Source organism: Micromonospora sp. NPDC007271 (assembly GCF_040634005.1).
Lineage (GTDB): Bacteria > Actinomycetota > Actinomycetes > Mycobacteriales > Micromonosporaceae > Micromonospora.
The window spans coordinates 31,036-48,846 of the sequence record NZ_JBEYER010000055.1; the positions used below are offsets into that span (position 1 = coordinate 31,036).

At 71.1% G+C, this 17,811-nt stretch carries 14 protein-coding genes; 5 read left to right on the forward strand and 9 right to left on the reverse strand.

Annotation, left to right across the window (positions count from 1 at the left end; all coding sequences use genetic code 11):
- Positions 1–58: 58 nt before the first annotated feature.
- Positions 59–1,318: a glycoside hydrolase family 6 protein gene (locus ABZ570_RS20400; RefSeq protein ID WP_358065634.1), complete on the reverse strand. Its 1,260-nt coding sequence runs from the start codon at positions 1,316–1,318 to the stop codon at positions 59–61.
- 215 nt (positions 1,319–1,533) lie between these two features.
- On the opposite strand from ABZ570_RS20400, the gene ABZ570_RS20405 reads away from it, so the two are divergent.
- Positions 1,534–3,864 (forward strand): transglycosylase domain-containing protein, encoded by a 2,331-nt coding sequence (locus ABZ570_RS20405; RefSeq protein ID WP_358065637.1) that lies wholly within the window; start codon positions 1,534–1,536, stop codon positions 3,862–3,864.
- Positions 3,861–4,493: a YdeI/OmpD-associated family protein gene (locus tag ABZ570_RS20410; RefSeq protein WP_358065640.1), complete on the forward strand. Its 633-nt coding sequence runs from the start codon at positions 3,861–3,863 to the stop codon at positions 4,491–4,493. The genes ABZ570_RS20405 and ABZ570_RS20410 overlap by 4 nt, the downstream gene beginning before the upstream one ends.
- Before the next feature lie 55 nt (positions 4,494–4,548).
- Here the strand turns inward: ABZ570_RS20410 and ABZ570_RS20415 are convergent, their stop codons facing one another.
- The 4 genes from ABZ570_RS20415 to ABZ570_RS20430 form a co-directional block, all read right to left on the reverse strand.
- The gene (locus ABZ570_RS20415; protein ID WP_358065643.1) at positions 4,549–5,142 is read right to left on the reverse strand and encodes a TlpA disulfide reductase family protein; all 594 of its coding nucleotides are present in this window, start codon (positions 5,140–5,142) and stop codon (positions 4,549–4,551) included.
- Positions 5,139–5,570, reverse strand: coding sequence for a hypothetical protein (locus ABZ570_RS20420; RefSeq protein WP_358065646.1), 432 nt, complete (start codon positions 5,568–5,570; stop codon positions 5,139–5,141). The genes ABZ570_RS20415 and ABZ570_RS20420 overlap by 4 nt, the downstream gene beginning before the upstream one ends.
- 78 nt (positions 5,571–5,648) lie before the next feature.
- Complete coding sequence (locus tag ABZ570_RS20425) at positions 5,649–7,703, reverse strand: M6 family metalloprotease domain-containing protein (protein ID WP_358065649.1); 2,055 nt, start codon at positions 7,701–7,703, stop codon at positions 5,649–5,651.
- A 184-nt stretch (positions 7,704–7,887) separates the two neighbouring features.
- Positions 7,888–8,778 (reverse strand): dihydrodipicolinate synthase family protein, encoded by an 891-nt coding sequence (locus tag ABZ570_RS20430; protein ID WP_358065652.1) that lies wholly within the window; start codon positions 8,776–8,778, stop codon positions 7,888–7,890.
- Positions 8,779–9,068: 290 nt separating this feature from the next.
- Between ABZ570_RS20430 and ABZ570_RS20435 the strand changes: the two genes are divergently transcribed.
- Positions 9,069–10,298, forward strand: a complete 1,230-nt coding sequence (locus tag ABZ570_RS20435) for a helix-turn-helix domain-containing protein (RefSeq protein ID WP_358065655.1) — start codon at positions 9,069–9,071, stop codon at positions 10,296–10,298.
- Between the two features lie 48 nt (positions 10,299–10,346).
- Here the strand turns inward: ABZ570_RS20435 and ABZ570_RS20440 are convergent, their stop codons facing one another.
- On the reverse strand, positions 10,347–12,263 hold the full coding sequence (locus ABZ570_RS20440; protein WP_358065658.1) for a Xaa-Pro dipeptidyl-peptidase: 1,917 nt from the start codon (positions 12,261–12,263) through the stop codon (positions 10,347–10,349).
- A gap of 487 nt (positions 12,264–12,750) precedes the next feature.
- Between ABZ570_RS20440 and ABZ570_RS20445 the strand changes: the two genes are divergently transcribed.
- The gene (locus tag ABZ570_RS20445) at positions 12,751–15,168 is read left to right on the forward strand and encodes a M14 family metallopeptidase (protein WP_358065661.1); all 2,418 of its coding nucleotides are present in this window, start codon (positions 12,751–12,753) and stop codon (positions 15,166–15,168) included.
- A gap of 76 nt (positions 15,169–15,244) precedes the next feature.
- On the opposite strand, the gene ABZ570_RS20450 is transcribed toward ABZ570_RS20445, so the two are convergent.
- The 3 genes from ABZ570_RS20450 to ABZ570_RS20460 form a co-directional block, all read right to left on the reverse strand.
- Entirely contained in the window at positions 15,245–15,709 is a 465-nt protein-coding gene (locus ABZ570_RS20450) for an SRPBCC family protein (protein WP_358065664.1), read from the reverse strand.
- Positions 15,710–15,741: 32 nt separating this feature from the next.
- Positions 15,742–16,206 (reverse strand): hypothetical protein, encoded by a 465-nt coding sequence (locus ABZ570_RS20455; protein WP_358065667.1) that lies wholly within the window; start codon positions 16,204–16,206, stop codon positions 15,742–15,744.
- Between the two features lie 108 nt (positions 16,207–16,314).
- Positions 16,315–16,707 (reverse strand): hypothetical protein, encoded by a 393-nt coding sequence (locus ABZ570_RS20460; protein ID WP_358065670.1) that lies wholly within the window; start codon positions 16,705–16,707, stop codon positions 16,315–16,317.
- 169 nt (positions 16,708–16,876) lie between these two features.
- On the opposite strand from ABZ570_RS20460, the gene ABZ570_RS20465 reads away from it, so the two are divergent.
- The gene (locus ABZ570_RS20465) at positions 16,877–17,578 is read left to right on the forward strand and encodes a hypothetical protein (RefSeq protein WP_358065673.1); all 702 of its coding nucleotides are present in this window, start codon (positions 16,877–16,879) and stop codon (positions 17,576–17,578) included.
- Positions 17,579–17,811: the final 233 nt, after the last annotated feature.

Sequence of the window (17,811 nt, forward strand, 5' to 3'; positions counted from 1 at the left end):
CCACCGCCGAGGACCGGCCGGGGCGGCCCCGCGACGAGGGACCGCCCCGGCCGGGCCGTCAGCGCAACGGCGGGTTCGCGTACGTCACGAGTTCGAGAGCCTGCTGGTCGAACCACGCGCCGGCGGCCGGGTCGGCGATGCCGCCCCGGGCAGGGTCGCGCCCGGTGCCGGTGCCCCGGTCGCACTCCCCGTCGGACTGGCCGGGCGTCTTCACCCACAGGAACGCGTCGGCCAGCGGGTCACCGGTGGCCGTGGTGGGACGCGCGCCCAGGCCCCGGTTCGGCGGGTTGCACCAGGTCTGCGGGTCGGGCCAGCTCACCCCGGCCGGCGGGGTCCACGGCCCCTGCCCGTTGCGGCTGGTGTCCACGACGAAGTGGGCGAGCCGATCGGCCGGCACGGCGCCGACGTTCTCGGCGTACCAGGCGTCGGTGCGAACCCAGGTGCTGAAGTCGGCGGGGTCGGCCGGGTAGTACTGGCTGGCGCACCAGTCGAAGTGCCCGCGTGCCCACTCCGGGCCCCGGGTGCCGTAGTGGACGCACTTGGAGATCCAGTTGCCGTACTTCAGCTGGCGCTCGGTGGTCTCGTAGTTGGAGACGTTGAGGAAGAATCCGTCGGCCTTGCCGACACCGGCCTTGACGAGCCGGTCGGCGAGGTCGCCGACCCCCAGCCAGGCGCTGTGCGTGCCGTCGAGGTAGACGCTGGTGCGCGGCCGGGCCGTCAGCGTGTCGACCGCGTAGTTGAGCATGGCGAAGCGGTCGGCGGCGGCGGTGGCCGGGTCCGCCTCGGCGGGGCGGCACCACTCCTGGCTGCCGTTGATGGTGGTGTACCAGGGGATGATGCCGAGGCCGTCCGGCTCCAGCATCACCGCCACCTCGTGGTCGCCGATGCCGGCGGCGAGGGCGTCGATCCAGGCCCGGTACTCCGCGACCGAGGTGGCCCCGCCGGCCGAGTACTGGGAGCAGTCGCGGAACGGGATGTTGTACGCGACCAGCACGGGCACCGTCTTCTTGCCCGTCGCCCGCTTGACCTCGGCCTGCACGGACCGGGTCAGCGCCTGCCCCGAGCCGCCGGTCACCCAGACGGCCTGGGGCGTACCGATCATGGTGCCCAGCTCGGCCGCCTGGCGGTACTGCCCGGCGGCGGTCAGGGCGGCGATCTGCCGGACGGCGCCGTGGTCGGGGCGCGGGGTGTAGAAGGTGACGGCGTCGCGGATGCCGGCTCGGGCCGGTTCGGCCGGGACGGCGGCGGCCGCGGCGAGAGCCACGGCGACGGCGGCGAGGGCGGTGGCGGCACGCCGCCTCGAGGATGTCAGGGCCACGTCATCGCTCCTGCTCGGACAGGGGAACGACCGATGGGAGCGTTCCCGAGGCTGGTCCGACGATGCCCCGTCCAGATGCGGCTGTCAATGTCTCGGCGGTGGCGGAAACCACCCCGAACCCGGCAAGCCTCGGGCGGCGTCTGCGCAGGTCTACTACGGTGGCAGGCCGAGTAGGGACACGATTCGGCCGAACAGTCGGAGGGTAACGGGTGCGGATGCTTCCAACCGATGACAACGACGCCGCCGGCGCTGCCACCGCCCCGACTCGGGGGCGGAAGCGCCGACGGCAGCGTTTCCTGATCTTCCTGGCGGTCTTCGCGCTGCTGGCCGGCACCGGCCTGGTGGCCGGCGGCTACTACTTCGACAGCGTGCCCACGCCCACCGACCTCAAACTTCCCGAGTCGACGACCGTCTACTACGCCGACGGCCGCACCCCGATGGCGAAGCTGGGCGAGGAGAACCGCACGATCGTCCCGTACGACCAGATGAACGACTCGGCTAAGCAGGCCATCGTGGCGGCCGAGGACCGCACCTTCTGGACCAACAAGGGCATCGACTTCAGCGGCGTGCTCCGCGCCGCCTGGTCGAACCTCACCGGCGGGCAGCGGCAGGGCGCCTCCACCATCACCCAGCAGTACGCGCGGGTCGCCGCCGACCTGCGCGGGGTCACCTACTCGCGGAAGCTGCGTGAGGCGGTCATCGCCTGGAAGCTGGACGACAAGTACAGCAAGGAGGAGATCCTCGGCTTCTACCTCAACACGGTCCCGTTCGGCCGCGGTGCCTACGGGATCGAGGCGGCCGCGCAGACCTACTTCGGCAAGACGGTACGTCGCGACGCGCCGCCGTCCCAGCAGCTGACCCAAGCCGAGGCGATGGTGCTCTGCGCGATGGTGAAGCAGCCGGAAGCCGACCCGGCGGACCCGGAGGGTTCGCCCGGTTACGATCCGCGACGCAACGCCAGGGCCCGGCAGAACTCGATCGACCGCTGGAACTACATCCGCGACGGCATGGTGAAGCTGGGCTACCTGACGCCCGAGCAGGCGGCGAACCTGGCGTACCCGGACACGGTCAAGCCGATCGACCCCAACGCCGGCCGGTCCGGGCTCGACCGGCCCACCGGCCTCGTGGTCAACCACGTGCTCAGCGAGCTGCGCCAGACCGAACAGTTCCAGGGCAAGCCGGACGAGGTCATCCGCGACGGTGGCTACAAGATCGTCACGACCGTCGACAAGCGGGTCCAGGAGGCGGCCGAGGCGGCCGCCGACATCCGCCGCGACACCGCGCCGGAGGCGGTCCGCGACCAGCCGAAGAACTGGCAGGCCGCGCTGGTGGCGGTGGAGCCGGGCACCGGCCGGGTGCTCGGCTACTACGGCGGCGACAGCGGCACCGGCGCCGACTACGCCGGCTGGTACTACGACGAGAACGGCCAGGCCCGCGGATTCGGCCAGCATCCGCCCGGGTCGTCGTTCAAGGTGTACGACCTGGCCGCTGCGGTGAAGGACGAGATCTCGGTGAAGCGGCACTTCGACTCGCCGGAGACCAAGGAGTTTCCCGAGTCGGGGCGCACCAAGGGCAGCCCGGCCGGCCCGATCCGCAACGCCGAGCACGCCGCCTGCCAGCCGGACTGCGCGCTCTGGGAGGCGACCGTCGCCTCGCTGAACGTCACCTACTTCGAGCTCACCGAGAAGCTGGGCATCGCCAAGGTCATCGACATGGCGAAGCGGGCCGGGGTCGACTCGATGTGGGCGACCGAGCAGGGCAACCCGCAGCCGCAACGGGTGGACCTGCGCGACAAGCCGGCCGCGGAGGCCGCCAAGCGCTTCTCCACCGAGGTCGGGATCGGCCAGTACGGCATCACCGTGCAGGACCACGCGAACGGCATGGCGACCTTCGCGGCCGGCGGGAAGCGAGCCGAGGCGCACTTCGTCCGCTCGGTGACCAAGGGCGAGGACAAGATCTACACCGAGCAGCTGGCGCAGACCGACCTCGGCCTGGACGAGGAGGCGATCAACCAGCTCGACTGGACCCTGCGCCGGGTGAAGGCCGCCAAGCTGGACAACGGCTGGGACTCCGCCGGCAAAACCGGCACCTGGCAGGCGGGGCAGAGCACCACGCAGAACGTGCACACCTGGATGGTCGGGTGGACCGGCGCCCTCGCGGCCGCGGTCTGGCTCGGCACCACCGACGGCAAGCCGCTGAAGACCAGCGACGGCAGCTACGAGGTGTACGGGTCCACCGGCCCCGGGCCGATCTGGCGACAGTTCATGGAGCAGGCGACCGCGGCCTTGAAGCTCGACCCGGACAAGTACCGGTTCGACGAGCCGAAGTTCCCGGGCGACACCCCGCCGCCCACCACGGACCGGCCGGCGCCGCCCAGCTCGTCCCCGACGCTCTCCCCTCGGCCGACGCCCACCGCGACGCCGTCGCACCCCAGCCCCACCCCCAGCCCGAGCCCGAGCGACCGGCCGACACCGACGCCGACCTGGTCGCCCTCGCTGAGCCCGTTGCCGACCCTGTCGCCGTCACGGACCCGGAGACCGCGGTGACCGCCGGGGACCGCGCCGGGTCACCGCCCGGTGAACCGCCCGAGCTGATCGTCGCGGATGCGGACGCCTGGCGGCGGTGGCTCGGCGCACACCACGCCGACCCGAAGGGCGTGTGGCTGGTGCTGGCGAAGCGCGGCAGCGCCGGCCCGACCACCCTCGACTACGACCAGGCGCTCGACGAGGCCCTCTGCCACGGCTGGATCGACGGCCAGGTGAAGCGCCGGGACGAGCACACCTACCGCCAGCGGTTCACGCCGCGCCGAGCGCGTAGCCCCTGGTCGGCGCGGAACGTCGGCATCGTCGCCAGGCTGCTCGCCGAGGGCCGCATGCACCCGGCCGGGCTCGCCGAGGTGGAACGCGCCAAGGCCGACGGCCGCTGGGAGGCCGCGTACGCGGGGCAGTCGACGGCGGAGGTGCCCGAGGACCTGGCCGCCGCGCTGGCCGCCGAGCCCCGGGCCCGGGCCATGTTCGACATCCTCACCGCCCGGAACCGGTACGCCGTCCTGCACCGGCTCGCCACCGCCAAGCGGGCCGAGACCCGGCAGCGCCGGATCGCGCAGTTCGTCGCCATGCTGGCCCGGGGCGAGACCGTCTACCCGCAGCGCCGAACGCTCGACGAGCCCGGCTGACGACGCGGCCGTCCGGTCGCGCCGCGCCCCTGACCGGCGCGGCCACCGGCGCCGGTCAGGAGGCAAGAACCAGCTCGCGGAGCTTGCCGTCGAGGGTCGGCGCGTCGACCCCGCCCGGCCAGCCGCGCAGCAGCGCGCCGCCCTTGGCGATCATCACCACGGCCGGTGGCTCGCGGACCGCGTACGCCTGCCAGATCGCGCCGTCGCCGTCGACCACCACCGGATACTCCACCCGGTGTTCCCGCAGGTACTGCTGCACATCCTGCGGTTTGTCCTCGGTGGCCACCCCGACGAAGACGACCCGGTCCCGGTGGGTGCGGGCCAGTTCGCTCAGCGCGTCCTGTCGCTGCGCGCAGAGGGTGCACCAGGAGCTGAAGAAGACCAGCACGACCGGACGGTCGGCCCACAGGTCGGCGAAGGCGACCGCGCTCCCGTCGGTGAGCGGGCCGGTGACGGCCGGCGCACGCGGCACACCGGACGGGGCCGGCCGCAGCGCGAGACCCGCCGGCACCGGGCCGGGCAGTACCCCGGCCCCACCGGAGACCGGCTCCGGCCGCGCCGGCGCGTCGTCGGAGCAGGCGGCCGGGGAGAGCAGCGCGAGGAGCGTCAGCATCCCGGCGACCAGCCGGGCGGCGTACCCGCGGGTCACGACGGCACCACCGCGACCAGCGCGGGCCCCTCGCTGCTGTTCGGGGTCAGGTCGATCGGCGGGTGGCCGTCGACGACCAGCCGGTAGGTGTCCCGGGCGACCAGGTTGACCGGCACGGCGAACTCGCAGTACGTCGGGACGCGCGCCACCTCCAGGTCCTCCTCGAAGGTCGCCACGGACGTGCCCGACGACAGCGAGCCCTCGGCGAGGGTGCGGCCGGCGGCGTCGATCACCTGGAACGGCGCCCGATTGTGGAAGTGGGTGTAGGGGCCGGTGCCGGCGCACGCCACGCCCTCCGGCCGGATGTTGATGTCGCGCACGAGCACCCGCACGGTCATCGCCGACCGGGCCTCCTCGGCGCCGCCGCAGGCGGTCAGCGCGCCGGCGAGCAGCGACGGCAGCCACAGCAGGGCCAGCAGGCGTCTCATCGGTCCTCCCAGATCGTCGGGACGGAGCCCGGGGCGATGGGGCGAAGGGTCCCCCACCGCCCCGGGCCGTCTCGTGGGTCAGCTGATCAGCGCGCGGGGTCGTTCGACCCGGCACTGGCTGGTCACGGTCTTGCTCGGGTCGCTCTCCGAGGTGGCGGTGAGCGTCACCAGGGTGGTCGCCGCCGCGTCGCCGGTCGCGCCGACGGAGACGTCGACCGGGGTGGTGGCGCCGAACTGGGCCGTGGCCAGCTCGTTGGGCACCTCCACCCGCCAACCCTTGCCGGCCACGGTCGCCGAGAGCCGGTACACGTCGGACTTCAGGTACGCGCTGGCGTCCTCCGGGTGCGACTGCTCGCCCGCCACGTACGTCCCGGTGTTGGTCAGGTCGAACGTGCAGAACGCGCCCTTGCCGGCCGGCTTGCCCCGGGTGATCAGGGAGCCCTTGGAGAGGGCCACGCCGTGCTCGCTCGGGCCGATGCCGTCCAGCGACCGGACCGCCACCGTGTACGACAGCACGCCGTCGGCGTCCCGGCGGAGGTTGAGCACGTAGAAGTGCAGCCGGTTGGCCTCGTCCACGTACTCGTACTCGCTGCCGGAGTTGGCGCCGGCGTGGAACAGCGCGTCGGACAGCTGCCGGTAGTCGCCCATGGTGATCTTCTGCGGGGTGCCGTTCGGCTGGTAGAAGTCCACCATGTCGATGTCCTGCGGATTCGCGTCGATCACCCACACGAACGGCGCGCTGTCGGCGTTCTTGGTCTTGCTGAGCAGCACACCGCTGTCCGGGGTGAACGAGTCCGCGCCCATCCGGTCGACGACCTCGACGGTGTAGTTGTTGTACCGGCCGCCGTCGCAGAGCGGGTCGGTGTTGACGTTGCACGCCGGGGAGCGGTCCTGGTTCATCGCGATGTTGATGCCGGTCAGGCCGTCCCCGGCGTCCACCGCGCGGGCGGTGACGTCGGCGACCACCAGGCCGGAGGTGGCGAGCCCCTCCCGGGACAGCCGCAGCACGTGCTCCTCACCGAGCAGCTTGATCTTCAGTTTGTCCCGCAGCATGTGCAGCGAGCCCATCGAGCCGCCGTTGACCGGTGGGATCTGCCAGCGGGTGTGCGGCCCGCCCGGACCGTTGAAGGAGCCACGCGACATCATGCTCCAGATGCCGGTGTACGCGCGGCGCAGCGGGACCCCGTACGGGTTGTTGTAGTTGTCCCCGATGCTCAGCAGGTGGGTCAGCTCGTGCGCGTACACGCCCATGCCCGAGCTCTCCGCCTGGGTGGATGAGCCACCGCCCGCGTTCGGCCAGATGGTGGCCGCGGCCTTCCAGGACGTCCAGTCGACGTACCGGGTCTTGGCGTAGTTGGGCAGGTTGGGGTCCGGCGGGCCCCACGCGTCCGGCACGTCCTCCTTGTTCTGGAACATCATCTGGCCGAACTCCTGCCAGGTCGAGGACTCGTCCTGGCCGGCCGAGAGGATGAAGACCAGTTCGTAGCTGTTGGCCACCTCCTCGCCGACCGCCGCGCGCCAGGCGCCCAGCCCGTCGGTACGGATGTTCCGGCTGCACGCCTCCCCCGACGGGCAGGCGCCGGGGTTGAAGCTGTTGTCGATGCCGTACTGGTACGACTTCGACGGCATCTTGAACGGGCCGAAACCGGTGAGGTCCACGCCGTAGCGGCCGTTGGAGTCCTGCATCCAGTACTCGTGCAGGGTGTGTCCCCGGTTCAGCTCGTTGGGCTTGTTGAGGAACTCGGTGTAGAACTGGGCGACACGCTCCCGCGGCACGTTCGCCGCGCTCGCCTGCGGGTTGCCGAAGACCGAGGACTTCGCCGCCTGGGTGATGACGAACGGCTGGTCCGGGTAGTCGAGCGTGACCAGCGCGATGTTGAAGTTGCGGACCGACCCGCGCACGGTGGGGTCGGCCCAGTTCTTGTTCGGTACCGGCTTGTAGTCGTCCCAGGTCATCGTGTCCGGGTTCTGCCAGTGCTGCGGGTCGATCGCATGGAACGGGGCGGGCCCGTCCGGCTGATCGCCCGGTGCGGCGGAGGCCGGCCCGGCGGAGCCGGCGGCGACCAGGACGGCCGTGACCGCGGCAGCCAGCACCGAACGCCACGCCGCACGCCGGGTGGGCAGAAGGTGCATCGAATCACCTTTCACTCGGGGGTTGAAGGCGGGCGATTCGAGCCGGGCGGACTCGCCGTCCGGCATGATCACGCCCGATCCGAATCTAGGAGCCGGCCGGCTCGGTGGTCACCGTGCAGATGTCGGCAGGTGGACCCGCCACTTCCGACACGTGCAGGACACTTGTCGCCGGGCCCCGGCGCGGCTACCCGTCGGCGGCGGCCCGCAGCGCCCGCCGCAGGTCCCGATGCACCCGTGCCTCGGTCTCGGGCGGCAACGGGCCGCGAGGCGGCCGGCACGGGCCGCCGTACCGGCCGACCAGCCCCATCGTCAGCTTGACGGCCTGGACCACTTCGGGCCGGGAGTCCCAGCTGAGCAGGGGGTGCAGCTGGGCGTAGAGCGGCAGCGCCGCCGCCAGGTCGCGGGCGGCGCACAGCTGCTGCAGTCGTCGGCAGAACCGGGGCAGGGCGTTGGCGCAGTGCGCGATCCACCCGGTCGCCCCGCACACGGTCAACTCCAGCAGCAGGTCATCGGCCCCGACCAGCACGTCGAGGTGGGGGCACAGGTCGCGGACGTGGTGCAGCCGGCGTACGTCACGCTCCCGCACCGCGACCACCCCGTCGGTCTCGGCGACGCGGGCGAGCAGCTCCGGCGTCAGGTCCACCGGCGTCTCGGCCGGGTCGGCGTACACCACCACCGGCAGCCCGACCGCGGCCACCTCGCGGTAGTGGGCGACGACCTCGGCGGCGCCGCCCGGGTATCCGATCGGCGGCGGGGCGAGCACCGCCTGCGCGCCCGCGTCCCGGGCCTGCTCGGCCCAGTGCCGGGCCTGCCGGCTGCCGTACCCGCCGACGCCCGGCACGACCGCGCAGCCGCTCGGCGCGGCCTCGACGACGGCCCGGACCACGTCGGCACGCTCGCCGTCGGACAACGACCGGTACTCCCCCAGCGAGCCGCACGGCGTCACTCCCTGGCAGCCCTCGTCGGCGAGCCAGCGAACGTGCTCCTGGAGCCGGTCGTAGTCGACCGAGAGGTCGGCCCGGAACGGCGTGGGGACGGCGGCGATGACGCCCTGCCAGGGCCTGGTTGCGGCCACGACGTTGTTCCCTTCCCCCGACACTCCGCTCGCGGACGTATCCGCCGACAGGCGGCACGCCCTGGCCCTTCGGGCCGGCACCCGCACACGTTAGGAGGGTGACCCGCTGCGGTCTTCCGACATATGCCGAAACCGCCGAGGCTCAACCGGGTACGGATGTTGCGGTGAGGTTACGGGGATTGACCACCGAGCCAACATCATCGAAGGTAGGCCAACCGTCCTACCAGCACATTTCCAGTCCGAGCCAAGCGAAGACCTCGCGGGGTCCGGGCTGGCTCCGGGAGAAGCGCATGCGCATGGAACTGCAACGCATCGTCGACCGGATCGCCGCGCGGGTCAAACGGCCGGCGCTGATCGAGGACCGGCGCCAGCGGGTCGTCGTCTACAGCGAGCACAGCGGGGTGATCGACGGGGTGCGCCGCAGCTCGATCCTGCGCCGGCACACCACCCCGGAGGTGATCGCCTGGGCGCGGGAGATCGGGATCATGGAGGCCCGGCAGCCGGTGCGTACCCCGGCCTCCCCGGAACTGGACCTGCTGCCCCGGGTGTGCGTGCCGATCCGGCACCAGGACCTGCTGCTGGGCTTCGTGTGGTTCATCGACGAGGCCGAGGGGATGACCGACGATGACATCTCCGTGGTGACCGAGGCGATGCCGGACCTGTCGCTGGCGCTCTACCGGGAGAACCTGCTCGGCGAGCTGACCTCGCAGCGGGAGGCGGAGGCGACGCGGACGCTCCTCGTCGAGTCCCCGGAGGCCCGGCGCGAGGCCGTACGATCGCTGCTGACCGACGGCCTGGTCGCCACCGACGGCCAGGTCACCGCCCTGGTCGCCCATCTCGTCGTGGCCCCGGACGACGTGCTCGACGACGCCGCCCGGCTCGCCCTGGAGCACGCCCTCGTCGCCACCCGGCAGTGGGTCGGGTCGCGCGAGACGCTGCACCTGGTCCGGCACGACCACGGGGTGCTGCTGCTCTGCGGGGGGCGGAGTGCCGGCCGGGTGCCCGCGGAGGAGGTGGGCGCCCACCTCGATCAGGCGCTGCGCGGGTCCATCCGGGGCCTCTCCTCGGTGGCGCGCACGGTCCTCGGCGTCGGCGACCCGCGACCCCGGCTGTACGAGAGCCTGCTGTCTTACCAGGAGGCGTTCCAGGCGACCCGGGTGGGCGCCCAGCTGCCCGCCCTGGGCCCGGTCGTCTGCTGGTCCGATCTGGGGATCTACCGGCTGCTGTCGGGCGTCGACACCCGGCACCTGGACGTCGCGCGGGTACATCCGGGATTGGGCCGGCTGCTCGGCGACGAGGCCCAGCAGGTGCTGCTCGAAACCCTGGAGACCTACCTCGACCTGGCCGGCAACGCCCACGCGACCGCGGAACGGCTGCGGTTGCACCGGACGACGCTGTACTACCGGTTGCAGCGGGTGGAACTGCTCGCCGACACCGATCTGAAGGACGGCAACGAGCGGCTCTGCCTGCACCTGGCGCTGAAGCTCGGCCGGCTGACCGGCCAGTACCAGCCCGGGTAGTGCCGGGGGAGGGGCGCCGGCGGTCCGGCGCCCCTCCCCCGCGATCTCCTACAGGCCGGCCGCCACCGCCGCCTGCCGACCGCCGACCACCGGGAGGGTGATCCGGCTACGGTCGAAGTGGACGGTGATGTTGGCCCGGCTCTGCTTGGCCCGGCTGCTGTAGCCGGAGTACGAGCCGAGCAGGACCACCCCGATCTGGCTGCCGGCCGCGAAGACGTAGTCCTCCGGCAGCAGGCTCAGGTCGACCTCGGTCTTCTGCCCGGGCACCAGCGGCGTCGACACCGACAGCGAATCCAGGTTGAGGCCGTCGATGATGCCCTTGGTCACCAGCTCCTGCGGGTTGCTGGCGACGTTCTTCTCCACCTTGCGGTAGCAGGCGTCCTCGGCCAGGCCACCCCAGGTGGCCGTCTCACCCCAGCAGTCCTCCTCGGTCACCGTGCGGACCCCGTCACCGGCGGTACTGAACCGCTCGCGGGTGCTGTAGTCGACGAGCAGGCCGGCGAAGCTGGTGTCCTCGCCGTCGACGGTGGCGTTGATCCGGACGATCGGGGTGCCCGAGATGTGCAGGGGCGCCGCCAGCGGCGCGGAGAGGAACACCAGCCGGTTGGCGGTGTTCGCCGCCGGGTCCGACGGGTGCCGGATGGCGTTGGCCTGGGTCATCGTGGGCGTGTCCTGGAAGGTCGCCTTGGCGTTGCCGGGACCGGACCGGACCGAGAGGCCGCCGGGGGCACCGTTGCTCCCGGCCCGCAGGAACACCTGGGTCGGCTGGGCGTTCGGCAGCGGCCAGGTGCTGGCCGTCTCCCAGACGTCCGGCGCCCGCTCGATGTCGACGGCCGGCTCCCGCATGATCCCGTTGTCGATGCCCTGGAGCCAGTAGTCGAACCAGCGGTGCAGGGTGTCGACCCACCGCGCCCGACGGAAGTCGAACGGGTCGACGTGGCCGGTGCCGGTCATCCAGAGCTTGCGCGACACACCCTGCGCGCCCAGCGCCTCCCACCACTTGCTGAAGTGGTCCGCGCGAACGTTGTCGTCGTTGATCCCGTGTACGACGAAGACGCTCGCCTTGACCTGGTCGGCGTGCGGCACGTAGTCGCGCTCCGCCCAGAAGTCGTTGTAGTCCCCGGTGGTGTCGTCGCCGCCCTGCCCGAGGGCCGTCCGCACCGGCGCGCAGTACGCCCGGCGGGCCGGGTTGGTGACCGTGTTGGCGAGGCTGCCCGAGTAGTTGTTCGCCCGGGTGACCAGGCCGTTGCTGCGCGAGTAGTCGTACCAGCTCGAGATGGCCGAGATCGGCACGATGGTGGCCAGCCCGTCGACTCCGGTCGCCGCCGCGGCGTTGGCCAGGGTGCCGTCGTACGACTTGCCGATCATGCCCGTCCGGCCGTTGTGCCAGTCGGCGACGACCTCCCGCCCGGCGGCGTCGAAGCCGCGCCGGCGCCCGTTGAGCCAGTCGATGGCGGTCGGCGCGCTGATGTTGTCGGCCCGGCCGCCGGTGACCGGGCACCCGGTCGAGTTGTTGGTGCCGATCATGTCGAGCAGAATCACCGCGTAGCCGCGCGGGACGAAGTAGTTGTCATAGAAGAGCGGCCATTTGTCGTTCAGCCCGTCGCCGTCGACGTCCGCCTTGCATTCACTTTCGTTGCCCCGGCAAACCGTCGAGTAGTACGGGCTGGCGTCCATCACCACAGGAACCTTCAACCCGTTTTCACTGGCCTTCGGGCGCATGATGTCCATGGCCACGACATCCAGCTTTCCGTCACCGTCCGTGTCGACGTCCGAGGTGACGAAAATCCGCTCCCGGACGGCGTCGGCATATCCGAACACCGGCTGGGTGACGCCATTGTCGATCGCTAATACGGGTCGCTCGTCGGCGCCCGGCCGGGCCAGCGCGCCGCTCGCCGGCAGGCCGGTGGCCACCACCGCCATGGCCACCACCGAGGCCCGCCAGGCCAGTCTCCCTCTTCGCATCCGTGCTCCTCACTCCCCACACCAGCCGTCGACCAGCATCTTGATCCCTCATCCGGACGGACACGGGCACCGCCGGGACGGTCGCACCGAACCTACGAATCGACCCTCCGTCCGGTCATCGGACACCTGTGGAAGATGGCCGCCTTCGACTCCTACGCCTGTCGCACGGTCGTCACCGCCGTCGGGCCACTGATCGCCACACATTTCCGCGATTCCGGCCCGGACCGGTCCATTGAGGAAACCCCGATCGTTGACAAAGCCTGCTGGGTGGGTCCAGGATTGGCCAACCCGTGGACAGTCACGCTTCTGGATGTCTGCCGATGTGAATTCGGACGCCGGCCACCGGGCCCGGCGCCGCGCCGGCCTCGATGTCGTCAACCCCTCATCCGTTCGGTCCCAGCACACGCCCCGAGCACCCGACCTCGATTCCGCCAACCGTCGAGGCACGAGGTTTCCGTCACCACCGACAGAAAGGGAAGAAATGCGAATGCCCAATTCCGGTGGCCGCCGCTGGCGGGCACCCGTGGTCGCGGTCGCGGCCGTGTCCGCCCTGCTGCTCGTCAGTCCGGCCACCGCCGTCCCCGCAGCCGAGGAGGGGGCCGGCGAGAGCGTCGAGCTGAACCGGCTCCCCGACGAGGCAGCGAGCGTGGTGGAGGTCCTGGTCGACGGCAGTGCCGAGCTGGACGAGCTCGTCGCGACCGGGGTCGACCTCGACCACCACGTCTCGCGCACCGAGCAGGGCATCGTCGTCCACGCTGTGGTCACGCCCAGCGAGGTGGCGTTCCTGCGTGCCAGGGGCTACCGGCTCGGCGACGTCCTCCTCCGGCCCGGCGACTCCGCGGACCGCATCGAGGAGCGCGAGGCGACCATCGCCTCGCACCTCGCGGAGAACCGGGCCTTCACCGCGACGCTGGACGCCCCGAACACCTCGGACGTCAAAATCATCCGCGCTGACTACTACACCTCCGGCACCAGCCAGATCCTGTCGGTCGAGGCGAAGTGGGCCCAGGGCCAGACCTCGACCAGCACGCTCACGGTGGTCCGGGACAGCGGCCCTGGCACGGAGCTGGGCTCGGGCGGCACCCAGACCATCTCCCGCTTCGTGGACGCCGGCGTCTACCTCTACCATCGCGGCGCCTCGACGGTGACGACCCGACCCGACCGGATCCGGATCACCAGCCCGACCGGCGGCGTGGCCGTCGCCCAGGTGAAGGAATGGCTGCCCATCCCGGCCGACGACCCGGAGGGCCCGGGCTACCAGAAGGACTTCGTCACCAGCTATCTGACGCCGACCGAGCTGTACGCGCGGGTCCAGCAGCTCGCCGCCGAGTTCCCGGACATCGCCGAGGTCGTCGAGCTGCCGTACAAGACGAACGGCTACCGCCGCAAGGCGCAGGCGGTGCTCGGCACCACAAACGCCAACCGGGTGGCGGTCGACTCGCTGGCGTGGGGGCACGAGGGCGGCAACGGCATCTCCGTCGAGCTGGTCAACCCGGGTACCGCCGGCCGGCCGCTGTCGGTGACCATGACCGGCAAGGACATCAGGGTCAGCCTGGCGACCAACGCCAGCGGCACGGTGACCAGCACGGCCACCCAGGTCGTCGCGGCGCTCAACGCCAACGCCGGCTCGCTCGTCCGGGCGTACACCTATCGCGGTGACGCCGGTGCCGGTGTGGTCCCGGCCGCCGCCCGGACGGTGCTCACCGACAACCTGAAGGCCCCGGCCAGCGTCTCCCGCGACCCGCACCCGGTGTACGCCATCCGGATCGGCAAGCACCGCGACGGGTCGAAGATGGGTGTCCTCGCGTACGCCCAGGAGCACGCCCGGGAGTGGGTGCCGCCGCTGGTCGCCGTCGAGACCGCCGAGCGGCTGCTGCGCAACTACGGCCACGACGGCCACACCAAGCAGCTGCTCAACAACCTGGACATCTGGATCGCCCCGTCGATCAACCCGGACGGCGGCCACTACTCGTTCTACGACTACGCCTCGCAGCGGAAGAACATGACCAACCACTGCCCGCTGACCGATGCGGCCGACGCCCTCGGCCGCAACTCGTGGGGCGTGGACAACAACCGCAACTACACCGAGTACAGCCTCTTCGACGGATACTCGGGCGCGTCCAGCAGCTGCACCAGCGGCACCTACGCCGGGCCCAGCGAGCTGTCCGAGCCGGAGGACAAGAACCTCGACTGGCTGGCCCAGCACAAGAACATCAAGTTCTCGATGAACCTGCACTCCTCCGGCAACTACTTCATGTGGTCGCCGGGGGCGTACGCCACTCCCGGCCGGATCTCGGCGCCGCGGCCGACGCTGGCCCAGGAGTCGTTCTTCTGGGGCGCCTCGTCGCAGATCCTCACCGCGATCAAGCGGCACCGCAACATGGCGGTGACGCCGGCGCGCACCGGCCCGATCTCCGACGTGCTGTACTCGGCGGCCGGCAACTCCGGCGACATGCTCTGGTACAAGTACGGCATCTACGCCTGGAACTTCGAGGTCGGCACCTCCTTCCAGCCGGCCTGGGACGAGGCGCACGCCGAGACGATGGAGTTCTCCAACGGTCTCGTCGAGCTGATGCGGGTGGCCCGGGACTTCGACACCGACCACCAGCGGCCGAAGAGCGGCCTGTCGGTGACCCGCAGCGCCACGCCCGGCATGGTGGACGTGACGTTCACGGTCAGCGAGCCGGCGGCGGTCTTCTACACCCTCGACGGCAGCACGCCGACCTACGCGTCCACGCTCTACGCCTCCGCCGGCATCCGCGAGGGCGGCGAGACGCTGACCGTGCCCGCCGGGACCAGGATCCACTGGTTCTCGGTCGACGCGGCCGGCAACGTGGAGAACAACTACCGTGCCGACGGCACCGGCAAGAACTTCCTGAAGGGCAGCGCGGTGCTGCCTGAATGACGGAACCCGGCACAGTGCCGGGTACGGCGGCTCCCGCCCCGTACCCGGCACTCGGCCGCGCGCGGCAGCGAGGTCGTCATGTGGGGGGACCCACGCTGGCAGCGAGATAGGCGTTACGGCGGGCGATGAGGCGTTGCAGGTACGGCCGCAGGATGAGGCTCGCCACGAGGCCGCCAACGGGCCCCATCGGCGCGGTGAAGTCGATGACGTCGCGCATGATGGTTGTCGAGGACTTGGCCGAGTTCGGCGTGAAGCTGTGCTCGTGGCGCCACCGGCCGAACGGGCCGCTGACCTGCTCGTCCGTGAAGCCGTGCGGCCGGCGGTAGTCAGTGATCCGAACGGTCATCCGCCAGGGGAGGCCGAAGTGCCTGGCCTCCCACGTGACGGCATCACCGGCCGCCAACCGGCCGGTCGTCACGCCGCCGATCGCCCGTTCGGCGCTGGTCCCCATGGACTCGGTGTGCAGGTCAACGTCGAGGCAGGCGTCGAAGACGGTTTCCGGGACTGCCTGAACGTCCGTGGCCAGCTCGATGCGCGGCACACAGCCACCATTCCCGTCACCCTGGTGGTCACTCAGCCGTTGCTGGGACTGGAGATCCCTCGTTCCGCGAAGGACGCTGCGACCTCGTCGAAGATCCGGACGGCGAGCTGCGGCTGCGCGACGGCATCCGACAGTGGCAGTTCCAGCTGAGGGTCGTACCCGGGCAGGCCCGTGACCGCCTGGACGGCTTCGCCCAGTTGATACATCGCCTTGACGATCGCCTGGGCAGCTCCGCCTCGGTACCAGTAGGGAACCGTGATGCCAGCTTCTTCTGCGAAGTAGCTGACCTGGATGCCAGTCGGTTCGTGGGTCAACTCGTAGTGGTGGGTTCCCTCGAAGACGGAAACCTCACCGAGCACCTGCCGCGCCACCGCCACCAGTCGGGCCCAGGCTTCGCCGCTCGGGCGCTCGTCGCTGTCGGCCTCCTCCGCCGCGTCCAACGCGTCATCCCAGGACTGGTCGTCGCTTCGGGGCACGAAGATCAGGTCATAGCTCATGGCGATGGACCGTACCTCCCGCCGGCCTCTCCGGGGAGGGGGCATACCTACAAAGGAGTGGGCCGCGAGGTGCAGGACCAGAAGGGCCGCACCCCGACGGCGCTGCTCTCACCGCCGACGGTTCCGCCGTGCGGATCGGATCGCCCAGACATTGGCAAGGAGACATCCGCCGCCAAGCCCCAAGAGGAGTGCCCCGCCTGCCCCGACGAACCCCGTTTTCCAGGTGAGAATCATTCCACCAACGGCGACCAACCCCGAAACCATGCCGCACGCGGCCGGGAACGCCTGACCGCCGAGCCACCGACGGATCCCGATGACGATCAATGATGAGCCGACCACCAGGCCAGCCAACAGGCACACCGCTGCGAGCGCCACGTGATTGGAGGCTGCTGTCACGGTGATACCGGCCGCAACCACCGCCGGGCCAACCAAGAGCGAGACGGGCATCGCACCCTTCGGCCATGCCCGATCGTCACGATCCTCAACCTCTACCTCAGTCACGGGGCACATCGTGTCAACCCGTAGCCACCCGGTCCAGGGCCGATGGCTGCCCAACGAAACACCGCCATCCTCACTGTCTGCCGCCGACCTGCCAGGGCGGGCCGTCTCGCCGTCACATCAAGCAGGCATCGACGGGCGTTCAGGCGCGCCGCGCCGATATCGTGGCGCGGTGCCAACCCTGGAACCAGTTGCCAGCCCCGTGGCGGTGGACGTCGTGCCGTTCGACCTCTGGCCGGTCGCGTCGCCTGATCCCGCGTGGCTTCGCCTGCACGGCCAGATGACCCCGGCTGAGGTGGGCATGGCGGTGTGGGCGATTCTTTTTGGCAGTCGTCCCGTTGACGAGGTGCCGGTCCGCGAAACGCCGGCCGCGGCACTGAGCCTCCTCAGCGACCTCGACCACTTGTACCTCCCGGGCGGGTTCCTCGTGGTGGACCAGACGACGGGCGTGACCGTGGAGCCCGGCTGCTGCTGTGACATCGGGGACTGGCGCGAGTGGCTCCACACGCTCGACGGACGCGGTGTGTTCCTGGGGGACTACCCGAGCCCAGAGTTCGAGTTTCTCGGCGACGTGGTGCGCGTCTGGACCGACGACGGAAGCATCACACGCCAGCCACCGCGTCGCGGGGTCCTGGACGTCCTCCGCCTTCGTCGCCGCCCCGAGCCGCAGCCCGCACAGCCCGAAGACAGCCGGCAGTACGTCGACCTCGACCGGTCGGCCCTGCCCGACCTGCTGCGAGCAGCACAGCACGACCTCATCGGGTTCCTGACGGTGCTGCGCGCCTGGGTCGATGAAGTCGCCCCTGAGCAGGCGGATCGCTTCGTCGCGGCAGTCGACAAGGGCTTGGAGATCACCGCACCGCTACCGCGGTGACCATGCCCCGCATCAGCAGCGCCCGGACGAGGTCAACCGCCTGCTGCTGCAGCTGTGGGATGACGCGGACGCCGCTGCGTCAGCCGGTAGCGGCGGTGGCGGGCAGGTGGCCCCGACCAGCGGTCGCGGCACCGACCGCTGACCCCGGCGTCCTGCGGGCCACCGGCTCGGCCGGTGCCAGCGCAGGAACGCGGCGGCCGACCAGTGGAAGCACTCGCACAACGAGCTGCACC

Bases quoted from the DNA above. Each gene is read 5' to 3' on its own strand.
- ABZ570_RS20405 (WP_358065637.1), top strand. From the start codon at position 1,534: ATGCTTCCAACCGATGACAACGACGCCGCCGGCGCTGCCACCGCCCCG.
- ABZ570_RS20420 (WP_358065646.1), bottom strand. From the start codon at position 5,570: ATGAGACGCCTGCTGGCCCTGCTGTGGCTGCCGTCGCTGCTCGCCGGC.
- ABZ570_RS20425 (WP_358065649.1), bottom strand. From the start codon at position 7,703: ATGCACCTTCTGCCCACCCGGCGTGCGGCGTGGCGTTCGGTGCTGGCT.
- ABZ570_RS20435 (WP_358065655.1), top strand. From the start codon at position 9,069: ATGCGCATGGAACTGCAACGCATCGTCGACCGGATCGCCGCGCGGGTC.
- ABZ570_RS20440 (WP_358065658.1), bottom strand. From the start codon at position 12,263: ATGCGAAGAGGGAGACTGGCCTGGCGGGCCTCGGTGGTGGCCATGGCG.
- ABZ570_RS20445 (WP_358065661.1), top strand. From the start codon at position 12,751: ATGCCCAATTCCGGTGGCCGCCGCTGGCGGGCACCCGTGGTCGCGGTC.
- ABZ570_RS20455 (WP_358065667.1), bottom strand. From the start codon at position 16,206: ATGAGCTATGACCTGATCTTCGTGCCCCGAAGCGACGACCAGTCCTGG.